The sequence below is a fragment of the Tsukamurella sp. M9C genome, from assembly GCF_020169415.1.
Lineage (GTDB): Bacteria > Actinomycetota > Actinomycetes > Mycobacteriales > Mycobacteriaceae > Tsukamurella.
The window spans coordinates 1-25360 of the sequence record NZ_JAIULG010000062.1 but is presented as its reverse complement, the minus strand read 5'-3'; the positions used below and the strand labels follow the sequence as shown (position 1 = coordinate 25360).

Genomic DNA, 25360 nt, shown 5'->3' with positions numbered 1-25360 from the left:
GGGCGGGCCTGGGCGGAACGGACCTGCGCGAGCTCGTGACCCTCGTGCCGCAGCGCGCCGTGATCCGCACCGGAACCCTGGCGTCGAACATCGCCTACGGCAGCGGGGCCGATCCGTGTGTCGCGGGCGAGCTCGCGGGCGCCGACGAGTTCGTGCGCCGACTGCCCGCGGGCTACGCGACGCTGACCTCCCTGGGCGGGGAGGAACTCTCGGGCGGGCAGCGGCAGCGGATCGCGCTCGCGCGCGGCTTCGGGCGGCTCACCCCGGTGCTGATCCTCGACGAGCCGAGCACCGGGCTGGACGAGGCGAACACCGAGCGCCTGGCCGGCGTGCTGCGGTCGATCGCGGTGCGCCGCACCGTCATCGTGATCACGCACGATCCGCTGCTCCGCGCCGCCGCGGACCGGCGGTACCGGGTCGTGGACGGTCGGGTGTCGGCGGAGGTGGGTGCAGACGCCTGAAATGCCCCGCTGCGGTGCCGCAGTGGTGTTTGATGAGTCGTCACACACCCGAGACGACTCAACACACCCGAGACGACACAGGAGCACGCATGGCCAACCCACTGCTGCGCACCAAATCGGTGGAACAATCGATCGCCGACACCGAGGTGGTCGGCACCCGGCTCAAGAAGCAGCTGACCGCATGGGACCTCACGATCTTCGGTGTCGCCGTGGTCGTCGGTGCCGGCATCTTCACCATCGGCGCCTCGACGGCAGGTGACTACTCGGGCCCGGCGGTGTCGGTGTCGTTCATCATCGCCGCGATCGCGTGCGGCCTCGCCGCGCTCTGCTACGCCGAGTTCGCGTCGACGGTGCCCGTGGCGGGTTCGGCGTACACGTTCTCCTACGCCACTTTCGGCGAGTTCGTCGCGTGGATCATCGGCTGGGACCTGGTGCTGGAGTTCTCCATCGCCGCCGCGGCGGTCGCGAGCGGCTGGTCGAGCTACCTCGGCACGGTCTTCGGCACCGGGCCGGCGGCGGTCGAGGTCGCAGGGCACACGATCGACTGGGGTGCGATGCTCATCGTCGGCATCCTGACGGTGCTGCTCACCTTCGGTGCGAAGGTCTCCTCGCGCGTGTCCGCCGTCATCACCGCGATCAAGGTCGCCGTGGTGCTGCTGGTCATCGTGGTCGGCGCCTTCTACATCAAGGGCTCGAACTACTCGCCGTTCGTCCCCGAGTCCGTACCCGGCGAGAAGTCCGGCGTCACCCTGGACTCCACGCTGTTCCAGGCGATCTTCGGCAGCGGCTCGTCGTACGGCTGGTTCGGCGTGCTCGCAGGCGCGGGCATCGTGTTCTTCGCGTTCATCGGCTTCGACATCGTGGCGACCTCCGCCGAGGAGACCGTGAAGCCGCAGCGCGACGTGCCGCGCGGCATCCTGGGCTCGCTCGCGATCGTCACCGTCCTGTACATCGCGGTCACCGTGGTCGTCACGGGCATGGCGAGCTACAAGGACCTCGCCACCAGCGCCGGCGACGGCGGCGAGAAGAACCTGGCCTACGCCTTCTCGCTCAACGGCGTGGACTGGGCCGCGACGATCATCTCGATCGGCGCGCTCGCGGGTCTGACCACGGTGGTCATGGTGCTGCTCATGGGTCAGAACCGCGTGCTCTTCGCCATGGCCCGCGACGGCCTGCTGCCGCGTCAGCTGGCCAAGACCTCCGACCGCGGCGTGCCGGTGCGGATCTCGATCGGCGTCGGTGTCGTCGTCGCGTTCCTGGCCGGGATCTTCCCGCTCAAGGAACTGACCATGCTGATCAACATCGGCACCCTCTTCGCCTTCGTCCTGGTGTCCATCGGCGTCGTCGTGCTGCGCAAGCAGCGTCCGGACCTCAAGCGCGGCTTCACCGCCCCGCTGGTCCCGCTGGTCCCGATCCTCTCGGTCCTCGCCTGCGGCTGGCTGATGTTCAACCTGACCCTTGAGACCTGGGTCCGGTTCCTGATCTGGATGGCGCTCGGCGTGGTCGTCTACTTCGTGTACTCGAAGAACCACTCCATCCTCGGCAAGCGCGAGCGCGGCGAGGTCATCGAGTCGCTGGCCGACTGATCGCAGCGTCCCCACACACGGAACCGCGGCCGGAGCACCTGCTCCCGCCGCGGTTCTGCGTTTCGCTGGGGGAGTGGGCGCTGGACGCCGCTCTCGGATTCTGTCCACCGCGGACAGACCTGGGTTATATTCAGAATCGTGAACACCGACGTGGGGGTAGCACGCTGGCGGGAGCTGATCGACGCCTTCCTGGAGCAGCGGGAGCGTCTGATCCGGATCCACCCCGACCTGTACGAGATGTCGCAGCCGAATCCCGGAGCAACCGAGGAGCAATTGCTTGCTGCTGAGGCGCGCCTGGGGCACCGTATCCCCGCGCAGTACCGCGAGTTCCTCGCCGTCGCGGACGGGTGGAGCGAGTGGAACAGCGACGTCAGCCTGCTCTCGTGCGCGGAGATCGGCCATGGCACGATCAGCGAAACGGAGGGATTGGGAATCCGGCTGGCCGAGGGCGACGTCCTCGTGAACTGGTCGACCGACGTCGACTGGATTCGGATCGCCGACAGTGAGGGAACCTACTGGGAGACTTTTCTGCTGCACCGTGACAGTCAGGGCTACCGGGCCGGGCAGCTCATGATGACGCCCCACGGCGACCACTTCTACGAGTCCTTCGAGCAGTACCTCGTCGAGGAGCTGGCGGACCTGACGACGATGCTCGACGGGGAGGAGCTCGGGCCGCACGGTAAGTACTGGGGAAGGGACCTCCGGCTCGACCCGCCGACGATGCAGCAGATCGTCGAAAGGCTTGCTGCCCTCCGCGTCGAGTTCGCCGAGCTCTGTAGTGACCCCGCCCCCGGATCGCCGAACCCCGGCGCGGCACCGTCGGACATCGCCACGCTCGAAGGGCACCTGGGCCGCCCGTTGCACCGGGAGCACCGCGAGCTCCTGGAGGTCGCCGACGGATGGCCGGGCAACCCCCGCATCCTGAGCTGCGCGGAGATCATCGCCGGTGACGCATGGGCCGAGACGCTGGCGGCGCGCGACCGGCACAACGACTGGCAGGCAGCGGACTTCGCGAGATGCGGTGTCTCCACGTGGCAGAAGCCCGGTCCGGCGGCAGACGCCGCCGACACCGTTTCGGTGACGCCGTTCGCGACGCAAGTCATCGCGGTGTGGGGGATCGACACCGACGATGGCAGTGTCCTCGACGTGCTCACGTACGTGGAGGACGTCGCGCGCGGCTACAAGCGGTCGTACGGCACAGTGCGCGAACACCTGTTGTCGCAGATCGACGGGCTGTGTCAGCAGATCGAATCATGGCGGCGGACGTTCAGGTAGTCGTCGCTCGGGGAATCGGCGGATAACGGCGTGGCGCCGGGCATATCCGTTCCCACTCGGGAATCGGCCGATTTCGCGATCGCAAGAAGGGCGACGGCGACGTCCGGCACCAGGAGCGATAGCCTGGAGCGCGTGACTTCTACGCTGACCGCCGATACGGCGAACGGAATCGACTTCAAGGTCGCCGACCTCTCCCTCGCGGAGGCGGGCCGCAAGCAGCTGAGCCTGGCCGAGCATGAGATGCCGGGCCTGATGGCGCTGCGCCGCGAGTACGCCGACGTCCAGCCGCTCAAGGGCGCGCGGATCTCGGGCTCGCTGCACATGACGGTGCAGACCGCCGTGCTCATCGAGACCCTCGTGGACCTCGGCGCCGAGGTGCGCTGGGCCTCCTGCAACATCTTCTCCACCCAGGACGAGGCCGCCGCGGCCGTCGTCGTGGGCCCGCACGGCACCGTCGAGGCGCCGCAGGGCGTGCCGGTCTTCGCCTGGAAGGGCGAGACCCTCGAGGAGTACTGGTGGGCCGCCGAGCAGATGCTCACCTGGCCGAACGAGCCCGCCAACATGATCCTCGACGACGGTGGCGACGCCACCATGCTCGTGCTGCGCGGCGCGCAGTTCGAGGCCGCGGGCGTCGTCCCGCCCACCGACGAGGACGCCGACAGCCACGAGTACCAGGTCTTCCTGGCCCTGCTGCGCGAGTCGCTGGCCAAGGACGCCACCAAGTGGTCGAAGATCGCCGAGTCGGTCAAGGGCGTCACCGAGGAGACCACCACCGGCGTGCTGCGCCTGTACCAGTTCGCCGCCGCCGGCGAGCTGGCCTTCCCGGCGATCAACGTCAACGACTCGGTCACCAAGAGCAAGTTCGACAACAAGTACGGCACCCGCCACTCGCTGATCGACGGCATCAACCGCGGCACTGACGTGCTGATCGGTGGCAAGAAGGTCCTCATCACCGGCTACGGCGACGTGGGCAAGGGCTGCGCCGAGTCGCTCGCGGGCCAGGGCGCGCGCGTCCAGGTCACCGAGATCGATCCCATCAACGCCCTGCAGGCGCTCATGGACGGCTTCGACGTGGTCACCGTCGAGGACGCGATCGGCGACGCCGACATCGTCATCACCTCCACGGGCAACAAGGACATCATCCTGCTCGAGCACATGAAGGCGATGAAGGATCACGCGATCCTCGGCAACATCGGCCACTTCGACAACGAGATCGACATGGCCGGCCTCGAGAAGTCGGGCGCCGTGCGCCTGAACATCAAGCCGCAGGTCGACCAGTGGACGTTCGGCGATTCCGGCAAGTCGATCGTCGTGCTCTCCGAGGGCCGACTGCTGAACCTGGGCAACGCGACCGGCCACCCGTCGTTCGTCATGTCCAACAGCTTCAGCAACCAGGTGATCGCGCAGATCGAGCTGTGGACCAAGCCCGACGAGTACGACAACGAGGTCTATCGCCTCCCCAAGCACCTCGACGAGAAGGTCGCGAAGATCCACGTCGAGGCCCTGGGCGGCACCCTCACCAAGCTCACCAAGGAGCAGGCCGAGTACATCGGCGTCGACGTCGAGGGCCCGTACAAGCCCGAGCACTACCGCTACTGAGCGCTAGCGCACGCGCGACGAACTGATACACACCTTCCACCCTCCGGATTCCTTCCGGAGGGTGGTCGTGTCTGTGAGGGACCGGGAGACGACCGTCGACGAGCCCACCGGGGTCGACGTGACCTCGGCCTCCGCCTTGCCCGCGTCACCGTCGACCCGGACCTCCCCGACGACGACCTCCCAGCGCCCGTCCGGCCCGAGCAGCGTGTCGATCTCGGCGGCGAAGGTCTGCGAGGTGAACTGCGTCTGCAGCATCGCCACGTCCGCGGCGCAGCGGACGCCGATCAGCGCCGCCAGGTCGCGGTCGTTGAGGGTCTTGGTCTCGGCGGCGATGACGTCGCGGATCTGCTGCTCGTCGTCGGCGCCGCCGCGGTTGGACAGGATGTACCAGGTGGTGCCGAGGATGATCGCGATGATCAGCACGGTCGCGCCCAGCACGATCGCCAGGGACCGGTCCTTCGCCGGCGGCGGGCCCGCGGGCGCGCCCGGGACGTAGGGCGGCGAGCCCGGCACGTACGGCGGCCCGGCGGTGCCCGGGCCGATCGTCGCACTGCCCGACGGTGCGGGCGAGGCCTGCCCCGACGGTGCCGGGGTCCCCGTCACCGCGCGCCCCGTCAGGTAGGGCGTGCCCGCCGAGGAGACGGGCCCGCCCGTGCCGTACAGCTGCGGCGGACGCGGCGGCGCGATCCCCAGCCGCTGGTAGGTCTCCGGCGTGAGGACGGGATGCAGCAGCTCGCGCGGGTCAGTCGGGCGCATCCGCGCGCTCCTCGTCGACGTTGCGCGCGTGCTGCATCGACTGCAGCAGCGCGGTGAGCGCGTCCAGCTTCTCGTGCACCTCGTCGAGCTCGCGGCGCATGTAGTCGCGGCTCGCCGCCTCGCCCACGGCCAGGCGCACCGAGGCCAGCTCGCGGGCCAGGAACTCGGTGTCGGCCTTGGTCTGCGCGGCGCGCGTCCGGTCCTCGTCGAGCGAGACGCGGTCGCGGCTCTCCTGCCGGTTCTGCGCGAGCAGGATGAGCGGCGCGGCGTACGCGGCCTGCGTGGAGAAGGCCAGGTTGAGCAGGATGAACGGGTACGGGTCGAAGTGGAACGTGAACCACAGGACGTTGAGCAGGATCCAGATGATCACGATCACGGTCTGGATCGCGAGGTAGCGGCCGGTACCCAGGAAGCGGGCGACGCGCTCGGCGCCCTGGCCGATCATGTCGTCGCCGAGGTTCAGGTGGAAGCTGCGGCCCAGCCGCGGAGTGTCGAGGCGGGAGCGTTCCTTCATCCGGTGACCTCCTCAGTGCCCTCGTCCAGATCCTCGTCGCGCCAGTCCTCCGGCAGCAGGTGATCGAGCAGGTCGTCGACCGAGACCGCGCCCAACAGGTGGTTCTCCGTGTCGACGACGGGCCCGGTGACCAGGTTGTACGCCGCGAAGTACCGGGTCACCGCGCCCAGGGGATCGTCCGGCCCGAGGCGCGGCAGGTCGGTGTCGACGATTCCGCCCACCAGGTCGGCCGGGGGCTCGCGCAGCAGCTGCTGCAGGTGCACCGCGCCCAGGTAGCGCCCCGTCGGCGTCGCGGTGGGCGGGCGCACCACGAAGATCATGCTGGCCAGCGCCGGGGTGATGTCGGGGTTGCGGACCCGGGCCAGGGCCTCGGCCACCGTGGTCGACGGGGTGACCACGATCGGCTCCGGCGTCATCATGCCGCCCGCGGTGTAGGGGGAGAAGGTGAGCAGGCGGCGGACGGTGCCCGAGTCCTCAGGGTCCATCACCGCGAGCAGTTCCTCGCGCTGGGTGTCGGGCAGCTCGCCCAGGAGGTCGGCGGCGTCGTCGGGGTCCATGGCCTCGAGCACGTCGGCGGCGCGCGCCTTGGACAGGTGGGCGATCACCTCGGCCTGGTCGTCGTCGCCGAGCTCCTGGAGGACGTCGGCGAGCCGTTCGTCGTCGAAGGCGGCGGCGATGGACAGCCGGCGCTGCGTCGGCAGCTCGCGCAGGGCCTGCGCGACGTCGGTCGCGCGCATGTCCTCGAACACGGTCAGGGCTTCCGCGATGTCGTGGTCGGCGCCGGTGAGCGCGGTCGTGGTGAAGCCGGAGACGTGGGGGAGGTCCACCACCTGGACGCCGCCGCGCCGGTTCCAGCCCGTCGCGCGGATCTTCACGGCCAGGCGGTGCACCACCCAGTCGCGGGTGCGGGTCTGCTCGATCCCGACGTCGACCACGGTGGCGTCGGCACCGTCGTACGGCTCCCCCGGCTCCTCGATGCGGACCTTGGTGCCCAGGAGCTGGCCGAGGGCCAGGGCCTCGCCGGGGCGGATGTGCAGGCGGCGCAGGCTGACGGAGCCGGTGTTGAGAGTGACGGCGGCGGGTTCGATGCTGGTCACGCGCAGCATCGGCACGAAGATGCGGCGGCGGTTGGCGAGCTCCACGGCGAGTCCGAGGACACGCGGAGCCTTGCGGTCGGCGCGCAGGCCGATCACCGCATCGCGGACGCGGCCGACGGATTCGCCGTCCGGGCCGACGACGGGCAAGCCGGACAGTCGCGCGACGAATACTCTGGAGACAGCCGACATGTACTTCAGGGTAGTTTCGATCTACGCATCACATGTGAGGGAGGGCGCCGAATGTCGCAACCGATACCCGGACCCGGGTCGCCGAACCAGCCGGGAGGGCCCGCCGGACGGGGCCTGCCGACGCCGCCGAAGGGCTGGCCGATCGGCTCGTACAGCACCTACGCCGAGGCGCAGCGCGCCGTCGACTACCTCTCGGACGAGGAGTTCCCGGTCCAGAACGTGACCATCGTGGGCGTCGACCTGATGCAGGTCGAGCGGATCACCGGCCGCCTGACCTGGGGCCGCGTACTGAGCGCCGGCGCCGCCTCCGGCGCGTGGCTGGGCCTGTTCCTCGGCCTGCTCGTGGGCCTGTTCGTGGGCGGCGGCGACGCACTCGTGTCGACGGTGATCGCCGGCATCATCGGCGGCATCGTCTTCGGCCTGATCAGCGCGTCGGTGCCCTACTGGGCCTCGCGCGGCACCCGCGACTTCTCGTCGACGATGCAGCTCGTCGCCGGCCGGTACGACGTGCTGTGCGACCCCCAGGTCGCCGAGCGCGCCCGCGACATGCTGGCGCGCCTGAACATCCAGTAGGCGCGAATCTGTTGCCGAACCGGAAACGATCACCTATCGTTTCCGGTATGGAAACGAACTCGGAGGACGTCGCGGGCTCGCTCGACGATGTCGACGCAGCTGCCGGCGCGGCGCGCAAGCTCGCATCGCCGTGGTGGATGACGGCGGCCTGGGTGATCGTATTCGGTGTGTTCTGGGCGGCCGTCAACGGCGACGATCACACCTGGCTCGGCTACCTGACCATCATCGGCGTCTTCGCCGTCGCGGTGGCGGGACTCGTCGCGCTGCGTCGGCGCCGTGGTGTCACTGGCTTCCACGCGGGCGGTCGTGCGAGCACGCTCGGGTTCTGGTCGGCGTTCGTGGTGGCAATGGTGCTGTCGGCCTTCATGGAGCGCGGGGCGGTCACGACGTACATCGCGATCTTCGTGGTCGCCGCCGGCCTGAATCTGGCCGGCGAACTGGTCGAGCGACGTGCCGCGAGGCGCGGCTCGCGGTGAGTCCGAAGAGCTACGGCCCGCCCGCGTTCAACGACCTGATTCATCCTCGTCAGCGGCTCATGATCTGCGCGGCGCTGGATCAGACCGCGGAGATCCGCTTCGACCTCTTGGCCAAGACCCTCGACATGAGCGCGCCGACTCTCAGCAAGCACCTGGCGAAGCTGGAGGAGGCGCACTACGTCGCGTTCCGCCGCGACTCCGCGGACTCCCGGCGACAGTGGGTCGAGCTCACGCCGACGGGGAGATCCGCCTTCGCGCGACACGTTGCGGCGCTGCGCGAGCTCACGACCTGACCTGCGGCGGCTGGGCCTTCGCTCGCCGCAGGGATCGCCGGTCGCTCCGCTGTCTCGCGGGGCGAGCGGAGCCTTTGTGGCGGTTGGCGATGTCGCACCCCGACACGCGCGAGCGCACCCTGCACGCCGGGTGCGCTCGCGCGTTCTGGGTGCGTGAGGACGGATCGCCGGGCGAATCGGGTGCGGGAGGCTGTGCTGGCGGGCGAATCGGGTGCGGCTGCGATTGGACCGGCGGTGCAGGCGGCGCACCGTCGAACCTTGTTGACCTGCGACGACGGCGCGAATCTCCGCGACCTGTTTACCGGGTCACGAAGTCCTGCTAAATTCCGAAGTGATAGCGATCACAAGGAGGACTCTCATGGCGGACATCCTGGGGCGTGTGAGCCGGCGCGAACTGGAGCAGGGCTACCGCGACGTGCTGGAGGACTTGTCGGAGGGATCGGTGCACCGTCGGTTCGACCCGTTCCTCGACATCGACTGGGACGCGCCGGAGCTGCAGCTCGATCCCAACGACCCGCGCTGGGTGCTGCCGCCGACCCTCGACTCGCTCGGCGCGACGCAGTGGTACCGCGACCTGCCGCTGGAGCGCCGCATCGAGATCGGGAAGTGGCGGATGGCCAACACCATCAAGGTGGGCGCCGCCTTCGAATCCATCCTGATCCGCGGAATGATGCAGTACATCATGAAGCTCCCGAACCGGTCGCCGGAGTTCCGGTACTCCCTCCATGAGATGACGGAGGAGTGCAACCACATCCAGATGTTCCAGGAGCTGGTCAACCGCGTCGACGTGGACGTCCCCGGCATGCGGAAGTGGTTCCGGCGGGCCTCACCCATGATTGGCGTGCTCGGCGGCTACGCCCACGTGATCCTCTTCATGGGCATCCTGGGCGGCGAGGAGCCGATCGACCACTACCAGAAGGCGATCATGCGGCACGGCGGCCAGGTGCCGCCGCTCGTCCTGCGCACCATGGAGATCCACGTCGCCGAGGAGGCGCGGCACATCTCCTTCGCGCACGAGTTCCTGCACGCCCACCTGCGGGACATGACCAAGCGGCAGAAGCGGATCTGCGCGCTGGCCTTCCCGCTCGCGATGCGCTGGCTGGTGGGGGAGATCTTCACCCCGCCGAAGGAGTTCTTCGAGACGTTCGAGATCCCGCGCGAGGTCAAGCGCGAGGCCTTCTGGCGCGGCCCGACGGCCCGCGCGCTGCTCAACGACTACTTCGCCGAGATGCGCGCCCTCGCCGACGACTTGGGGCTCATGACGCCCGTCGGCAGGCTGATGTGGAAGCTGCTCAAGATCGACGGGCACAAGGCGCGCTACCGCGGCGAGCCCACGCGGCCCGCGCAGCTCGCCGCCTGAGGCTCACCGGGGCGGCCCAGCGGGTCTGCCCCGGTGGGCCCGGGGCGCCGCGGGGCGGGCGTAACATCGCCCGGTATGGCGACGGCGCACGGGCCCGAGAGCGGGTACGAGTTGCGCTGGCGCGCCCACAATTCGCAGCGCCGCGACCTCATCCTGCGCGCGGCCGCCGAGCTCGTCGAGGAGTCGGAGCCCGGCGCCCCGATACCGGTGCGGCGCATCGCCGAGCGCGCGGGCCTCGTGAAGTCCGTGGTGTACCGGCAGTTCAAGAGCAAGGACGATCTGGCCCGCGGGCTCCGCGGCTTCGTCGTCGACCAGTTCGCGGCCGAGCTCGAGGCCGATCTCGACGTCTCGGCCGGCTCGCTGCGGGAGATCCTGCGCCGCTCGATCGCCAGCGCCGCCACCTGGATGCAGGACAATCCGCGCCTCGTCGACCTGCTGCGCGCCGGCCCCACCGACGCGGAGGGCCCCGACGGTGTGCCCGTGGCGCCCGATGCGATCGGCGAGCTCCGGCACCGCGTGGTCGCCCGGGCGGAGCAGACGATCGGCGGCCTCGCCGCCCTCACCGGCCTGGATCCCGCCGCCTTCGCCGGCGTTCCCTTCGTGGTGTTCACCATGGTCGAGGGCACGCTCACCAGCTGGGTGCGGGGCGAGGCCGCCGTCCGCGGCCGCACGCGCGCGGAGGTGGTCGAATCGCTCACGGACATCACGTGGTTCGTGCTCGACGGTGCCGCCCGCACGCTGGGGCTGGACGTGGACCCCGATGCCGAGTTCAGCCAGGTGATGAACGGCCTGGCATCCGGTCTGGCACGATAATGCCGAATGTGGTTCACCTCACCGGCCGCGTCGGCTAGCTTTCGAGCGGACGCCACCCGGTCGAGGGCGGCATAGGAGGCGGCGTGACGACACGACGGAGAACGCGGCTCGGCACCCGGAGGCGCACGCGCGCCGCGGCGGTGGGCCTCACGGCGACGATGGCCGTGACCCTGCTCGCGGGGTGCGGCACCGAGGACGGCGGCATCACCCTGAACGTCTACGCCCCGGCGGACGGCGCGACAACCGTCAAGGAGGTCGCGGAGGACTGCTCGACCTCCGGGTACCGCGTGGTCGGCCACGCGCTGCCCAAGCAGGCCGACGACCAGCGGCTGCAGCTCGCGCGCCGCGCCACCGGCAACGACCGGACCATGGACATCGTCGGCCTCGACGTGAACTGGACCGCGGAGTTCGCCGAGGCCGGCTGGATCCTGCCCTTCCCGGACGATCTCGCGCAGGCCGCGAAGAAGACCGTGCTCGCCGGCCCGCTGAAGACCGCGATGTGGAAGGACACGCAGTACGCCGCGCCGGCGTGGACCAACACGCAGCTGCTCTGGTACCGCAAGGACTCGCTGGAGAAGGTGCTCGGCCGCAAGATCGGACCGGGCCCGCTCAAGCTCACCTGGGACCAGGTCGTGCAGTACGCCGGCAAGTCCGGTGAGATCGGCGGCCCCACGCAGATCGAGGCGCAGGCCGCGCAGTACGAGGGCATCGTCGTGTGGTTCAACACGCTGCTCGAGAGCGCGGGCGGCCGGATGGTCGCCGACGACGGCAAGACCGTCACCCTCACCGACACCCCGGAGCACCGCGCCGCCACCGTCAAGGCGCTGTCGATCATCAAGGCCGTCGCGACCGCGCCGGGCCGCGACCCGTCGTTCACCCAGCTCGACGAGGGCTCCTCGCGCCTGAACATGGAGACCGGCAAGGGCCTGTTCGAGGTCAACTGGCCCTTCGTCTTCGCGGGCATCAAGGAGAACGGCGCCGCGGGCAAGGTGCCCTTCCTCACGGAGCTCGAGAAGTACAAGGACCTGCTGAACCCGCCGAAGGACGCGACGGACCCGCCGTCGCCCACCTCGGCGCAGCTCAACGAGATCAACAACCTGACGCGGCAGAAGTTCGAGTTCGCGCCGTACCCGTCGGTCATTCCGGGCAAGCCCGCCAAGACCACCGTCGGCGGCATCAACTTCGGCGTCGCCAAGACCACGCGGTACGAGAAGCAGGCCTTCGAGGCGCTCGCGTGCCTCACCAACGAGGCCGCCGAGCGCAAGTACGCGGTCAAGGGCGGCACCCCGCCGATCCTCGCGAAGCTCTACGACGACCCCGAGTTCCGCAAGGCCTACCCGATGGCCTCCCTGATCCGCGACCAGCTGCAGGAGAACACCGCCGCGGTGCGACCGATCACGCCGCAGTACCAGGCCATGTCGACGCTGCTCCAGGCCAAGCTGGCGCCCGCCGGCTCCTGGGACCCGGAGACCCTCGCCGATGAACTGACCGCCGCCGCGCAGAAGGCGATGGACGGAAAGGGGCTGGTCCCGTGACCACTCCGACCAAGCCCGCCCCCGAGCGGATCGAGGCCGCGACCCCCGAGAGCGACGGGCGCCGCGCCGAGCGCAAGCTGGGCCTGCTGCTGATCGCGCCCGCGGCGCTGGTGATGTTCCTCGTCACCGCGTACCCGATCATCTACGCCTTCTGGCTCAGCCTGCACAAGTCCTCGCTGGCGTACCCGGGCCAGGACGAGTTCGTCGGCCTGTCCAACTACCTGACGGTGCTGCAGGACGGCTACTGGTGGGAGGCGCTCGGAATGACGTCGCTGATCACCGTGATCTCGGTGGTCATCGAGTTCGTGCTGGGCCTCGCGATCGCGCTGGTCATGCACCGCACCCTCGTCGGTCGCGGCGTCGTGCGCACCGTCGTGCTGATCCCGTACGGCATCGTCACCGTCGTCGCGGCGTTCTCCTGGTACTACGCCTGGACGCCGGAGACCGGCTACCTCGCGAACCTGCTGCCCGACGGCAGCGCGCCGCTCACCGAGCAGTGGCCGTCCGTGGCGATCATCATTCTGGCCGAGGTCTGGAAGACCACCCCGTTCATGGCGCTGCTCCTGCTCTCGGGCCTGGCGTTGGTGCCGGACGACCTGCTCAAGGCCGCCGCCCTCGACGGTGCCGGGCCGTGGACCCGCCTGCTGAAGATCACGATCCCGCTGATGAAGCCGGCCATCCTGGTGGCGCTGCTGTTCCGCACGCTGGACGCCTTCCGCATCTTCGACAACATCTACATCCTGACGAAGGGCAGCAACGGCACCGGATCCGTCTCGATCCTGGGGTACGACAACCTGTTCAAGGCGTTCAACCTCGGTGTCGGGTCGGCGATCTCGGTGCTGATCTTCATCTGCGTCGCGATCATCGCGTTCATCTTCGTCAAGGCGTTCGGCGCATCGGTGCCGGGCTCCGACTCCGGCGATCGACGGTAGGGGTACAACATGGCTCAGGGTTCCGTCGGTAAGAAGCTCGGTTGGAGCGTGCTCGACCTGCTGGTGGTCTGCTACGCGCTGATCCCGGTCCTGTGGATCGTCTCGCTCTCGCTGAAGCCGACCACGGACGTCGGCGACGGCCGCTTCATCCCGAAGACGGCGACGTTCGACAACTACACCGCGATCTTCGAGGGCAACGGCTTCGTGCGCCCGCTGATCAACTCGATCGGTATCGCGCTGATCTCCACCGCGATCGCCGTGACGATCGGCATGTTCGCCGCGTACGCGGTGGCGCGCCTGGACTTCCCGGGCAAGAAGCTGTTCGTGGGCGCGGCGCTGCTCATCGCGATGTTCCCGCAGATCTCGCTCATCACGCCGCTGTTCAACATCGAGCGCAAGGTCGGGCTGTTCGACACCTGGCCCGGTCTGATCCTGCCGTACATCACGTTCGCGCTGCCGCTCACGGTGTACACGCTCTCGGCCTTCTTCCGGGAGATCCCGTGGGAGCTGGAGAAGGCCGCCAAGATGGACGGCGCCACCCCGGCGCAGGCCTTCCGCCGCGTGATCGCGCCGCTCGCCGCGCCGGGCGTGGTGACCGCGGCCATCCTGGTGTTCATCTTCTGCTGGAACGACCTGCTGTTCGCGCTGACCCTGACCGCGACCGAGTCGTCGACCACGGCCCCCGTCGCGATCGTCAACTTCACCGGCAGCTCGCAGTTCGAGACCCCCACCGGTTCCATCTCGGCGGCCGCCGTGATCGTGACCATCCCCATCATCATCTTCGTCCTGATCTTCCAACGACGGATCGTCGCCGGACTCACCTCCGGCGCGGTCAAGGGCTGACGCCGGAAAGTATTCGAGGAGCAATCACATGGCCGACATCGTCCTGGACCACGTCAAGAAGACCTACCCCGACGGCTCCACCGCCGTCAGCGACATCAACCTGCAGATCGCCGACGGCGAGTTCGTCATCCTGGTGGGCCCGTCGGGCTGCGGCAAGTCCACCACCCTCAACATGATCGCCGGCCTCGAGGACATCTCCGAGGGAGAGCTGCGCATCGGCGGCGAGCGGGTCAACGAGAAGGCGCCGAAGGACCGCGACATCGCGATGGTCTTCCAGTCCTACGCGCTGTACCCGCACATGACGGTGCGCGAGAACATCGCCTTCCCGCTCAAGCTGGCGAAGCTGCCCAAGGACCAGATCAACGCCGCCGTCGAGGACGCCGCCCGCACACTGGACCTCACGCAGCACCTCGATCGGCGGCCCGCGCAGCTCTCGGGCGGGCAGCGGCAGCGCGTCGCGATGGGCCGCGCGATCGTCCGCAGCCCCAAGGCCTTCCTCATGGACGAGCCGCTGTCGAACCTCGACGCGAAGCTGCGCGTGCAGATGCGCACCGAGGTCAGCCGCCTGCAGAAGCGCCTCGGCACCACCATGGTGTACGTGACGCACGACCAGACCGAGGCGATGACCCTCGGCGACCGCGTCGTCGTGCTCAAGAGCGGCGACGTGCAGCAGATCGGCGCCCCGCAGGAGCTCTACGACCGCCCGAACAACCTGTTCGTCGCCGGCTTCATCGGCTCGCCCGCCATGAACTTCGTGCCCGGCCGCCTCACCTCCGTGGGCATCGACACGGCGCTCGGCGAGATCCTGCTGCTCGACGCGCCACAGCTGGCCGAGAAGGCAGCCGCCGCCGGCAACAAGACCGGTGATGTGGTGGTCGGCATCCGCCCCGAGCACTTCGAGGACGCCCGCCTGCTCGACCCCAACCAGCGCGTCGGCGGCCTCACCTTCCGCGCGCGGGTCGACGTGCTCGAGTCGATGGGCTCGGACAAGTTCGTGCACTTCGCCGTCGCGCCCGACGACGCCCGCACCGACGTCCTCGGCGACCTCAAGGCGGGGCAGCAGCTGCCGCCGCCCGCCGGCGTCGACGAGATCGTGGCGCGGCTGTCCGCCGACTCGACCGCCGCCCGCGGCGCCGAGGTGGACCTGTACTACGACCCCACCAAGATCGCCGTCTTCGACGCCGCGACCGGGCGCAACCTGGCCCTGTAGGTCCGTCGTGCGGGTGCTCGCCGTCAGCGACGAGGAGGTGCCGGGCCTGGCCCTGGCCTCGTCGACGCTGCGCCCCGACCTCATCCTCGGGGCGGGCGATCTGCCCGGCGCATACCTGGAGTCGCTCATCGACCGGTACGGCGTGCCCTGCGTCTTCGTGCCGGGCAACCACGACCCGGACCACACCGGGTACCGCCGCACCCGCGGCGGCTACCTGCGCGGGGGACTGCCCTGCGAGCCGCCCGGCCCGCGCGGCGGGGTCAACGCGGACGGGCGGGTGGTCACCGTCGGCGGCCTGACGGTGGCGGGCCTCGGTGGGTCCGTCCGGTATCGGGGCGGCCCGAACCAGTGGACGCAGTCGCAGGCGGCGCGCCGGGCGTGGCGGGTGCGGCTCGCGGCCCGGAGGCGGACCGTCGACGTGGTGCTCGCGCACTCGCCCGCGGAGGGCGTGGGGGACGGGGAGGACGGCCCGCACCGCGGCCTGGCGGCGCTCGGTCGGCTGGTCGCGCGGCTCCGGCCGCAGGTCTTCGTGCACGGGCACATCCACCCGTTCGGGCGGCCCGGGCCGGACCGCGAGATCGACGGCGTGCCGGTGCTGAACACCGTCGGGTACACCTATTTCGAGATCACCCCCGGGAGCCCCGGGGCCTACCGCGTGAGGGAGCGGCGACGTGGCGCGTGACACCGGCTTCCCGGACGAGGACGCCCGGACCGACTTCGAGCGGTCGCGGCGGCGCGCGAACATCGCCCGCCTCGCGTCGTGGGTCCGCGGCCAGCCGGGAGACGTCAACGAGGTGCTGCCGTACGACGAGGTCGTGTCGGCCCTGGGCTACGTCACCGAGCGGCCGCTGGGGCTCCAGGTGGTGCCCGTCGCGCAGATCGTCGGCAGCGTCGACCGCACCCGCGACTTCGACCGCTACTTCCGGCCCCGCTCGCCCGCGCTGCGGGCCCGCTGGCAGCGGCTGGCGGCGGCGCAGCGGCGCGGCGAGGCGATGCCGCCCGTCGAGCTGAAGAAGGTCGGCGACATGTACTTCGTGGTCGACGGGCACCACCGCGTGTCGATCGCCTTCGCGCGCGGCTTCACCACCATCGACGCCGACGTCACCGAGGTCGTCACGCGGATCGGCTCGGGCGGCATCGCGGTCCGCTCCGACCTGCTGCTCAAGGACCACCGTCGGCTGTTCCTCGAGCGGGTGCCGCTCGAGGGCGCGGCGCGGGAGCGGATCCGGTTCACCAACGCCTGGGACTACTCGGTGCTCGCGGAATCGGTGGAGGCGTGGGGTTTCCGGCTGATCCAGGAGGCGGGGGAGTACCTCTCGCGGGCGGTCGTCGCCGGCCGCTGGTACGAGGAGGAGTTCGCGCCGGTGATCGAGATGGCCCGCGCCGCGGGCATCATGGAGTCCTCGACCGACGCCGAGGTCTACCTCTTCGTCGCCTGCGAGCGGTACCGCCTGGTGCGCAAGCACGTCTGGACACCGGAGATCATCTCCGAGGTGTCCGCGCAGAACCCGCCCTGGCAACCGGGCAAGTTCTTCTGACGGCCCGGTCCGTAGGATCGATTCTCGTGACTTCCGTCGTCGACGCCGTCCGGGCGCACCTCGCCGAGCACTACGCGGGCCGCGGCTTCGCGCCGCCCGCCTCGGCGTCGGTCACGTTCCTCGGGCTCGAGCCGATGACGATCCAGCGGTGGGTGGGTGATCCGCTCGTCGCCTTCGCCAGCGTCGGGTGCTCGCGGCACGCGATGACGGACCCGAACGCGCTGCTCACCGTCGAGGACGGGCCGCGCGCCGAGGTCATCCTGGAGCTGCGTCCCGCGGACGACGGTCCCGGCGCCGCACTCGACGGGGTGCACCGGTCGCTGGCGATCCTCGCCGCCACGCCGGCGGTCGAGGGCCTGGTGCTCGCGCCCGATGCCCTCGTCGACCTGAGCGCGCCGCTCTGGGCGGGCGCGCCGTTCACGGCGGTCCTGCTGGGGGAGTCGGCGGTGCCCGATCTCGCCCGGGAGGACGGGGAGCCGGTGCGGTTCCTGCGCGCCGACCCCATCACCGCGAACGAGGCGGCCTGGGTGCGGCTCAAGGGCGCCGCGGCGCTGCGCGAGGCGTGGGCGGAGGCGGGCATCGACCCCGCCGATCCCGGCCGGCCCGCCGCCCGCGCGGTCTAGTTCACGAATTCGACTTCTGCGGGCTTACGCGTGCGTGAGAGCACTCGTGTGGCCGCAGGACTCGACATCGTGAGCCACTACAGCCACTTGATCTTCCGGAAGACGGCGAACAGGCCGAGACAGGCGACGAGCATGATCGCGAGCACGATGAAGTAGCCGTACTGCCAGTGCAGCTCGGGCATGTTGTCGAAGTTCATGCCGTAGACACCGGCGATCATCGTGGGCACTGCGACCAGGCCGATGATCGCGGACATCTTGCGCATGTCCTCGTTCTGCTGCATCCCGATCTTCGCGACGGCCGCGTCGATGAGCGAGCTCAGCACGTCGTTGTAGGTCTCCACGTGGTCGGCGACCATCGCCTGATGGTCGAGCACGTCGGAGAAGTAGCGCTGGATCTCGTGCGGGATGATGTCGCTGAAGTCGCAGGTCAGCCGCTTCAGCGCGTGGGAGAGCGGGTGGATGCCGCGGCGCAGCTCCACGATGTCGCGCTTGAGCTGGTAGATCTCGTCGACCTGGGTCCGGGCGCCGGCGCGGAAGACGTCCTCCTCGACCCGGTCGATGTCGTCCTCGAGCAGGTCGGAGACCGCGACGTAGGTGTCCACCACGTGGTCGGCCACGGCGTGCATCACCGCCGACGGCCCCAGCTTCAGCAACGCCGGGTTGGCCTCGAGGTTGCGGCGCACCCGGCGCAGGCTCCCGTGGTCGCCGTGCCGGACGGTGATCACGTGATCGGGGCCGAGGAGCACCATCACCTCGCCCGTCTCGACGATGCGCGCCATCGGGTCCGTGCGGTCGTGGCCCACGTAGTTCACGGTCTTGAGAATGAGGAAGAGGGTGTCGTCGAACCGGTCGACCTTGGGCCGGGTGTGCGTGACCAGCGTGTCCTCGACGGTCAGCGGGTGCAGGCCGAAGACGCGGGCCACCTCGTCCATCTGGTGCTGATCCGGGTCGAGCAGGCCCACCCACACGTAGCCCTCGCCGCGGCGCCGGACCTCCTCGATCGCCTCGACGTAGCCGAATCGGCCGGGGAGGCGCACCCCGTCGACGTAGACGCCGCAGTCGACGACGGCGCGGGCCACGGGCACGGGGACGCGCGGGACGTCGGCCTCGCGGACCTCGCGGCGCCCGGCGCCGGGCCGGGGCATGGACGGGATGGAGGGCATGGACGAGATAGTAGACCCGGGCCAGGCGGCCGGGCCGCGGCGGCGCCGGGTAGAAAGTAGGCGTGAGAACTCGCACGCCCCGCCTCGCCGCCGCGGTCCTCGCCGCGCTGGTCCTGGCGGGCTGCTCGGATCCCGGCGACGCCGCCGACCTGGGCCCGCGCACTGCGCCCGGCACGGTCACGGTCGGCTCGTCGGGCGCCGCCGCCTCGAAGATCGAGGCCCTGATCTACGCGGGCGCCCTGCGCATGGCGGGCACGCCGGTCGAGACCCGGTTGGGGCTCGGGCCGGGGGAGGACGCCGCTGTCGCCGCCGTCGAGCGGGGCGACATCACCGTCGCGCCCGCGCTGACCGGCGCCCTGTGGGACCGGTACCGGCCGGGCACACCGCAGCCGACGAAGGCGAAGGAAGAGGAGTCCGCGAACCCGCGGGCGCAGTGGGACGCGCAGTTCGTCGCGCTGAGCGCCGTCCTCCCCGAGGGGCTCGGCCTGGGCGATCCGACGCTGGCGCTCGACCAGCCGATGCTGTTCGCGTCGAAGGACGCTCCGTCCGCCACGCTGCGGGGGTGCGAGGGCCTGTCCGGCGCCGTCGCCGTCCCGGCCGGGACGCCGCAGGACGTCCGCGCCCGCTACGGCTGCCCGACGGGGCCGGTCGTCCCCGTCGCCGACGAGGCCGCCGCCGTGCGCGCCGTCCGCGAGGGTCGCGCCGCGCTGGCGCAGCTCGGCACGCTCTCGCCCACGTCGAAGGACCTCGTCCAGGTGGCCGATCCCGACGGTGCCGTGCCCTCGCGGGCCGTCGTGCCGCTGGTGCGGCGCGACGGGCTGACGGTGGCGCAGACGAAGCGACTCTCCGCGATCGCCGGCGAGCTCACGACGGCGGACTTGGCGAAGCTGGTCGCACAGGTCGAGTCGGGGGAGCGGACGCCCGAGCAGGCGGCCGGCGATTGGGCCGGCGAGCACACGCTGAACTGAGCCCCGAAGAACCGAGCCCCGTAGAACGCCGACCGCCCCGCGCTCGACGGGCGAGGCGGGGCGGTTCCGGATGAGGAGCGGCTACTTCAGCCGCTTGTTGAGCTGCTGGTCGACGAGGGCGTTGACCCGCTCGTAGGCCGAGCCGCCGAGACGCACGAGGACGTCGATGATCTTGGCGTCGGCGCCGACGAGCACGCGGCCGCGGTTCTTCTTGACGCCGTTCAGGATCGTGCGTGCGGCGTCGTCGGCCTCGGTGCGGGCGAGGTACTTGTCGAAGAGCTCCGCCGTGGCGGACTGGTCCCTGCCCTCGGCGACGGTCGCGTTGCGCGCGATTGCGGTCTTGATGCCGCCCGGGTGCACACAGGTCACGCCGACGTTGTGGTCGCTCGAGAGCATCTCGATGCGGAGCGCCTCGGTGAAGCCGCGCACGCCGAACTTGGCGGCGTTGTAGGCGCTCTGGCCGCCCACGGACAGCAGGCCGAAGAGCGAGCTGGTGTTGACGATGTGTGCGTCGCCGGAGGCGATGAGGTGCGGCAGGAAGGCCTTCGTGCCGTTCACCACGCCCCAGAAGTCGATGTCCATGACCCGGTCGTAGTCCTTGAAGGACGTGGTCTCGACGGGCTCGTGGTGCGCGATACCGGCGTTGTTGAACAGCAGGTTGACCGTGCCGTAGTGCTCGACCACGTCGTCGGCGTAGGCGAGGAGCTGCTCGCGCTCGCCCACGTTGACGACCTTGGTGTGCACCTCGGCGCCGCGGGCGCGGGCCAGCTCGGCGGTCTGCTCGAGGCCGGTGGGGTCGTAGTCGCACAGCGAGAGCTTCGCGCCCTCGTCGGCGAGCTGGAGTGCCAGCTCACGACCCATGCCGGAGGCTGCTCCGGTGATGACGGCGACCTTGCCGCGGAAACTCTTCATGCCTGTGTTCATCCCTCACGCTGGTCCTTGCCGGGCTGCGGCGCTGCACCGCCGCCGGCGTTCTTACTCGACAGTAGGGTCGGGGCACGAGGTCTGTCAACGACCTATTGAGTATGATTCAGTAGGTGACCAGAAAGTCCGTTGCCGCAGCGGTGGGGCGCAAGCGCACCCGGCTCAGCCCCCAAGCCCGGCGCCAGCAGTTCATCGACCTCGGCCTGCTCAGTCTGAAGCACCAGGCGCTCGAGCAGGTGTCCATCGAGGAGATCGCGAGCCAGGCCGGTGTCTCCGCCGGCCTGCTGTTCCACTACTTCGACTCGAAGCTCGACTTCCAGGTCGCGCTCGTGGAGGAGCAGGCGCGGATCGTCGGCGAGGTCGCGACCCCGGACCGCGATCCCGCGGACATCACCGACGTCATGCCGATCCTCACGTCGACCCTGGGCACCTACGTCGACCACATCATGGAGAACCGGCAGTCCCTGCTGCCGATGCTCGCGGGCGTCAGCTGGTCCGAGCCGAGGATCCGCACCGCCGTGAAGTCCGTCCGGGAGCAGATCGTCGACCAGTTCGTGAGCCAGGCCGAGAACATCGGCATCGACCGCTCGCCCCGCTTCGTGCTCGCCGTGCACGGTTGGATCGCCGTCGTCGAGGAGACCCTCGTGCAGTGGCTCGACGAGAACACCGGATTCGCCACCATGACCCGCGACGAGGTCGTCGACCACCTCGCCACCATGTTCGTGGGGATGGCCGGGGCGGTCGGGCTGGATCTCACGTCGGGCGTGGCCTGACGGTGCGCCGCGGGCCTCGGCGTGGGCCGCGTGGGCCGGGTGGCGGCGACGCCGCTCGCTTAGACGTCGCTCCCTCGCCCAGCGGCTCGGTCGCTCCGATGCGCTCGACGGCGTCGCCTCCACCCGACCCTCGTTCGGCAGCCGTCCCACGTCGGGCCCTGCGTGCCCTCGTGACACCTGGTCTCGAGGCGTCGGGGTTCGAGGGGCCCGGCTCTCGGATTCTGACCGGATTGGACAGCGTGTCCGAGGTGGACAGGAATCGAGAGCGGCCGGCGGGGAAACATCAACCCGACGACCGACGACCGACGACCGACGACCGACGACCGACGACCGACGACCGACGACCGACGACCGACGGCTGTCGGTCGATCGGACCGTCGCGCCTGGAACGGCGCAACGAGAAGGGCCGGTCCTCCCGAGGGAGGACCGGCCCTTCTAGTGGTTCAGCGGATCAGAGGACGAAGGCCTCGTCGATGATCTGGGCCTGCTCCACGGCGTGCACCTTCGACGAGCCCGAGCACGGGGCCGACATGGCGCGGCGCGAGACGCGCTTGATGCCGATCAGGCGGCCGTCGAGCTCCGGCAGGGCGAGGCCGAAGAACGGCCACGCTCCCTGGTTGGCCGGCTCCTCCTGCACCCAGCGCACATCCGTGGCGTTGGGGTACAGGTCGAGCGTGGCGGGCAGGCGCCGCGAGGGGAGCGGGTAGAGCTGCTCCATGCGGACGATCGCGACGTCGTCGCGGCCGTCCTTCTTCCGGCGGGCCTCCAGCTCGTAGTAGAGCTTGCCGGAGACCAGCAGCAGCTTGGTGACCTTGCTGCGGTCGCCGCCCTGCACCTCGAAGGCCGGGTCGTCGATCACCGAGCGGAACTTGCCGCTCGTGAAGTCCTCGACGGGGCTGACGGCGGCCTTGTTGCGCAGCATCGACTTCGGCGTCGCGACCACCATCGGGCGGCGCACGCCGTCGAGGGCGTGGCGGCGCAGGAGGTGGAAGTACGAGGCCGGCGTCGACGGCATCGCGACCGTCATCGAGCCCTCGGCGCACAGCTGCAGGAAGCGCTCGATGCGCGCCGACGTGTGGTCGGGGCCCTGGCCCTCGTGGCCGTGGGGGAGCAGCAGCGTCACGCCCGAGGTCTGGCCCCACTTGGCCTCGCCCGAGCTGATGAACTCGTCGATGATCGACTGGGCGCCGTTGACGAAGTCGCCGAACTGCGCCTCCCAGCACACCAGCGCCGACTCGTCGGCGACGGAGTAGCCGTACTCGAAGCCCAGGCCCGCGAACTCGGTGAGCGCGGAGTCCAGCACCTCGAATCGACCGGGCGACGGGGTGCCGTCGGGCCCGAGGTGCTCGAGCGGGGTGTACTCGGCGCCCGACTGCCGGTCGATCAGGACCGCGTGGCGCTGCGTGAACGTGCCGCGGCGGCTGTCCTGGCCGGCCAGGCGGACCGTGCGGCCCTCCTCGAGCAGCGTGCCGAAGGCGAGCAGCTCGCCGAAGGCCCAGTCGATGCCACCGTCGCGCGACATCTCGAAGCGGCGCTTGACGACGGGGGCCACGCGCGGGTGCACGGTGAAGCCCTCGGGGACGTTGGCGTACGCGTCGCCCACCCGCTGGATCTGCTCCAGCGGCACCGCGGTCACCAGCGAGCTGGGCAGCGGCTGGTCGGCGATGATCGACGGCGCGGGCTCGGCCTGGAACTTCTCGAGCTCCTTGACCTCGTTGAACACCCGTTCCAGCTGGCCCTGGTAGTCGCGCAGCGCGTCCTCGGCCTCCTTGGTCGAGATGTCGCCACGACCGATGAGGGCCTCGGTGTAGGACTTGCGGACACCGCGCTTGGTGTCGATCACGTCGTACATGCCGGGCTGGGTCATCGACGGGTCGTCGCCCTCGTTGTGGCCGCGGCGGCGGTAGCAGACGAGGTCGATGACGACGTCCTTGTCGAACTTCTCGCGGAAGTCGACGGCCAGCTTGGCCACCCACACGCAGGCCTCGGGGTCGTCGCCGTTGACGTGGAAGATCGGCGCGCCGATCATCTTCGCCACGTCGGTGCAGTACTTCGAGCTGCGCGAGTTCTCCGGGGAGGTGGTGAAGCCGACCTGGTTGTTGACCACGATGTGGATCGTGCCGCCGTTGGAGAAGCCGGGCAGGTTCGCCATGTTCAGCGTCTCCGCCACGACGCCCTGGCCGGCGAAGGCCGCGTCGCCGTGCAGCATCAGCGGCATGATCGGGTGCTCGCCCTCGGGCGGGTTCTTCATGTCCTGCTTGGCGTGCACGATGCCCTCGAGCACCGGGTCGACCGCCTCGAGGTGCGAGGGGTTGGCGACCAGCGAGACGGTGATCTCGTTCTCGCCGAACATCTGGTAGTACTTGCCCTCGGCGCCGAGGTGGTACTTCACGTCGCCGGAGCCGTGCGCCTGCGACGGGTTCAGGTTGCCCTCGAACTCGGTGAAGATCTTGCTGTAGGGCTTGCCGACGATGTTCGCCAGCACGTTCAGCCGGCCGCGGTGCGGCATGCCGATGACGACCTCGTCGAGTTGGTGCTCGGCGGCCTGGTCCAGCACCGCGTCCATCATCGGGATGACGGACTCCGCGCCCTCGAGCGAGAAGCGCTTCTGGCCGACGTACTTGGTCTGCAGGAAGGTCTCGAAGGCCTCGGCGGCGTTGAGCTTGCTGAGGATGTACTTCTGCTCGGCGACGGTGGGCTTGACGTCCTTCGTCTCCACGCGCTCCTGCAGCCACTTCTGCTGCTCGGGCTCGAGGATGTGCGCGTACTCGATGCCGACGTGGCGGCAGTAGGCGTCGCGCAGCACCGAGAGCACCTTGCGCAGCTTGAGCCGCTCGGCGCCGTGGAAGCCGCCCACGTTGAACGTGCGGTCCAGGTCCCACAGGGTGAGCTCGTAGGTGAGCACGTTCAGGTCGGGGTGCGACTCGAGGCTCTCGTTGTTGTAGCGCAGCGGGTCGACGTCGGCCATGAGGTGGCCGCGCGCCCGGTACGCCGCGATGAGCTCGAGGACGCGGGCGTCCTTGTCGATGCCGTGGGCGGGGATGTCCTGCCGCCAGCGGATCGGCTCGTAGGGCACGTGCATCGTGCGGAAGATGTCGTCCCAGAAGTCGTCGCTCAGCGTGAGCTCGTGGACGTACCGCAGGAAGTCGCCCGACTCGGCGCCTTGGATGATGCGGTGGTCGTAGGTCGAGGTCAGCGTGGTGAGCTTGCCGACCGCGAGCTCGGCGATCTTCTCGTCGCTCGCGCCCTGGAACTCGGCGGGGTACTCCATCGCGCCGACGCCGATGATGGCGCCCTGGCCGACCATCAGGCGGGGAACGGAGTGCACGGTGCCGATGCCGCCGGGGTTGGTCAGCGAGATCGTGACGCCGGCGAAGTCCTCGGCGCCCAGCTTGCCGGTGCGGGCCCGGCGGACGATGTCCTCGTAGGCGGCCACGAACTGGCCGAAGTCCATCGTCTCGGCTTCCTTGACGCCCGCGACCACGAGGCTGCGGCTGCCGTTCTTGCCGACCAGGTCGATGGCGATGCCGAGGTTCACGTGCGGCGGGGTCACCGCGTTCGGCTTGCCGTCGATCTCGGCGAAGTGCCGGTTCATGTTCGGGAAGGCCTTGACGCCCTGCACCAGGGCGTAGCCCAGGATGTGGGTGAAGCTGATCTTGCCGCCGCGGGTGCGCGCGAGGTGGTTGTTGATGACCACGCGGTTGTCGAACATCACCTTCACCGGCATCGAGCGCACCGACGTCGCGGTCGGCACCTCGCGGCTGGCGTTCATGTTCTTGACGACCGCGTTGGCGGCGCCGCGGAGCACGGTGCGCTCCTCCTCGGACGGGAACGAGGCGGGGGCCGGGGCCTTGGGGGC

General features: G+C 69.9%; 24 protein-coding genes. 18 read left to right on the top strand and 6 right to left on the bottom strand.

Annotated elements, in window-relative coordinates; all coding sequences use genetic code 11:
* The 4 genes from LB823_RS21450 to ahcY all read left to right on the top strand — a co-directional run.
* Positions 1–461 (top strand): ATP-binding cassette domain-containing protein (locus LB823_RS21450; protein WP_224651362.1); only part of this gene is annotated, 461 nt, incomplete at its 5' end.
* Between the two features lie 89 nt (positions 462–550).
* Entirely contained in the window at positions 551–2047 is a 1497-nt protein-coding gene (locus tag LB823_RS21445) for an amino acid permease (RefSeq protein ID WP_224651359.1), read from the top strand.
* Between the two features lie 138 nt (positions 2048–2185).
* Entirely contained in the window at positions 2186–3322 is a 1137-nt protein-coding gene (locus LB823_RS21440; protein ID WP_224651356.1) for an SMI1/KNR4 family protein, read from the top strand.
* A gap of 132 nt (positions 3323–3454) precedes the next feature.
* Positions 3455–4921, top strand: a complete 1467-nt coding sequence (gene ahcY / locus LB823_RS21435; protein WP_224651353.1) for an adenosylhomocysteinase — start codon at positions 3455–3457, stop codon at positions 4919–4921.
* Positions 4922–4924: 3 nt separating this feature from the next.
* Here the strand turns inward: ahcY and LB823_RS21430 are convergent, their stop codons facing one another.
* The 3 genes from LB823_RS21430 to LB823_RS21420 are packed head-to-tail and all read right to left on the bottom strand — an operon-like array spanning position 4925 to position 7477.
* Positions 4925–5677, bottom strand: coding sequence for a nuclear transport factor 2 family protein (locus tag LB823_RS21430; RefSeq protein WP_224651350.1), 753 nt, complete (start codon positions 5675–5677; stop codon positions 4925–4927).
* Entirely contained in the window at positions 5664–6191 is a 528-nt protein-coding gene (locus LB823_RS21425; protein WP_224651347.1) for a DUF1003 domain-containing protein, read from the bottom strand. Before LB823_RS21425 ends, LB823_RS21430 begins: the two co-directional genes overlap by 14 nt.
* A complete protein-coding gene (locus tag LB823_RS21420; protein WP_224651344.1) occupies positions 6188–7477 on the bottom strand; it encodes a magnesium transporter MgtE N-terminal domain-containing protein in 1290 nt (429 codons plus the stop codon). The genes LB823_RS21425 and LB823_RS21420 overlap by 4 nt, the downstream gene beginning before the upstream one ends.
* A gap of 51 nt (positions 7478–7528) precedes the next feature.
* On the opposite strand from LB823_RS21420, the gene LB823_RS21415 reads away from it, so the two are divergent.
* From LB823_RS21415 to LB823_RS21360, 12 genes are all read left to right on the top strand, one after another.
* Positions 7529–8050 (top strand): general stress protein, encoded by a 522-nt coding sequence (locus tag LB823_RS21415; protein WP_224651328.1) that lies wholly within the window; start codon positions 7529–7531, stop codon positions 8048–8050.
* Between the two features lie 47 nt (positions 8051–8097).
* Positions 8098–8526: a hypothetical protein gene (locus tag LB823_RS21410; RefSeq protein WP_224651326.1), complete on the top strand. Its 429-nt coding sequence runs from the start codon at positions 8098–8100 to the stop codon at positions 8524–8526.
* Positions 8523–8819, top strand: coding sequence for a transcriptional regulator (locus LB823_RS21405; protein WP_224651325.1), 297 nt, complete (start codon positions 8523–8525; stop codon positions 8817–8819). The genes LB823_RS21410 and LB823_RS21405 overlap by 4 nt, the downstream gene beginning before the upstream one ends.
* Positions 8820–9177: 358 nt before the next feature.
* Positions 9178–10179, top strand: a complete 1002-nt coding sequence (locus LB823_RS21400) for a diiron oxygenase (RefSeq protein ID WP_224651323.1) — start codon at positions 9178–9180, stop codon at positions 10177–10179.
* 75 nt (positions 10180–10254) lie between these two features.
* Entirely contained in the window at positions 10255–10992 is a 738-nt protein-coding gene (locus LB823_RS21395; protein ID WP_224651321.1) for a TetR/AcrR family transcriptional regulator, read from the top strand.
* 83 nt (positions 10993–11075) lie between these two features.
* The gene (locus tag LB823_RS21390) at positions 11076–12527 is read left to right on the top strand and encodes an extracellular solute-binding protein (protein WP_224651320.1); all 1452 of its coding nucleotides are present in this window, start codon (positions 11076–11078) and stop codon (positions 12525–12527) included.
* On the top strand, positions 12524–13459 hold the full coding sequence (locus tag LB823_RS21385) for a sugar ABC transporter permease (protein WP_308011483.1): 936 nt from the start codon (positions 12524–12526) through the stop codon (positions 13457–13459). Before LB823_RS21390 ends, LB823_RS21385 begins: the two co-directional genes overlap by 4 nt.
* 9 nt (positions 13460–13468) lie before the next feature.
* Complete coding sequence (locus LB823_RS21380) at positions 13469–14302, top strand: carbohydrate ABC transporter permease (RefSeq protein ID WP_224651319.1); 834 nt, start codon at positions 13469–13471, stop codon at positions 14300–14302.
* Between the two features lie 28 nt (positions 14303–14330).
* Complete coding sequence (locus LB823_RS21375) at positions 14331–15512, top strand: ABC transporter ATP-binding protein (RefSeq protein WP_224651318.1); 1182 nt, start codon at positions 14331–14333, stop codon at positions 15510–15512.
* A gap of 7 nt (positions 15513–15519) precedes the next feature.
* A complete protein-coding gene (locus LB823_RS21370) occupies positions 15520–16194 on the top strand; it encodes a metallophosphoesterase (RefSeq protein WP_224651317.1) in 675 nt (224 codons plus the stop codon).
* Entirely contained in the window at positions 16184–17050 is an 867-nt protein-coding gene (locus LB823_RS21365) for a chromosome partitioning protein ParB (protein WP_224651316.1), read from the top strand. The genes LB823_RS21370 and LB823_RS21365 overlap by 11 nt, the downstream gene beginning before the upstream one ends.
* 26 nt (positions 17051–17076) lie before the next feature.
* Positions 17077–17673: a suppressor of fused domain protein gene (locus LB823_RS21360; RefSeq protein ID WP_224651315.1), complete on the top strand. Its 597-nt coding sequence runs from the start codon at positions 17077–17079 to the stop codon at positions 17671–17673.
* Positions 17674–17750: 77 nt separating this feature from the next.
* Here the strand turns inward: LB823_RS21360 and corA are convergent, their stop codons facing one another.
* Complete coding sequence (gene corA, locus LB823_RS21355) at positions 17751–18845, bottom strand: magnesium/cobalt transporter CorA (RefSeq protein ID WP_374201368.1); 1095 nt, start codon at positions 18843–18845, stop codon at positions 17751–17753.
* Positions 18846–18898: 53 nt separating this feature from the next.
* On the opposite strand from corA, the gene LB823_RS24155 reads away from it, so the two are divergent.
* Entirely contained in the window at positions 18899–19804 is a 906-nt protein-coding gene (locus LB823_RS24155; RefSeq protein ID WP_224651313.1) for a glycine betaine ABC transporter substrate-binding protein, read from the top strand.
* 81 nt (positions 19805–19885) lie between these two features.
* On the opposite strand, the gene LB823_RS21345 is transcribed toward LB823_RS24155, so the two are convergent.
* Positions 19886–20716, bottom strand: coding sequence for an SDR family oxidoreductase (locus tag LB823_RS21345; protein ID WP_224651311.1), 831 nt, complete (start codon positions 20714–20716; stop codon positions 19886–19888).
* A gap of 125 nt (positions 20717–20841) precedes the next feature.
* Here LB823_RS21345 and LB823_RS21340 point away from each other — a divergent pair, with 125 nt between their 5' ends.
* On the top strand, positions 20842–21501 hold the full coding sequence (locus tag LB823_RS21340) for a TetR/AcrR family transcriptional regulator (RefSeq protein ID WP_224651309.1): 660 nt from the start codon (positions 20842–20844) through the stop codon (positions 21499–21501).
* A 451-nt stretch (positions 21502–21952) separates the two neighbouring features.
* Here the strand turns inward: LB823_RS21340 and LB823_RS21335 are convergent.
* A partial coding sequence (locus tag LB823_RS21335) for a multifunctional oxoglutarate decarboxylase/oxoglutarate dehydrogenase thiamine pyrophosphate-binding subunit/dihydrolipoyllysine-residue succinyltransferase subunit (RefSeq protein WP_224651307.1) occupies positions 21953–25360 on the bottom strand: 3408 nt, incomplete at its 5' end.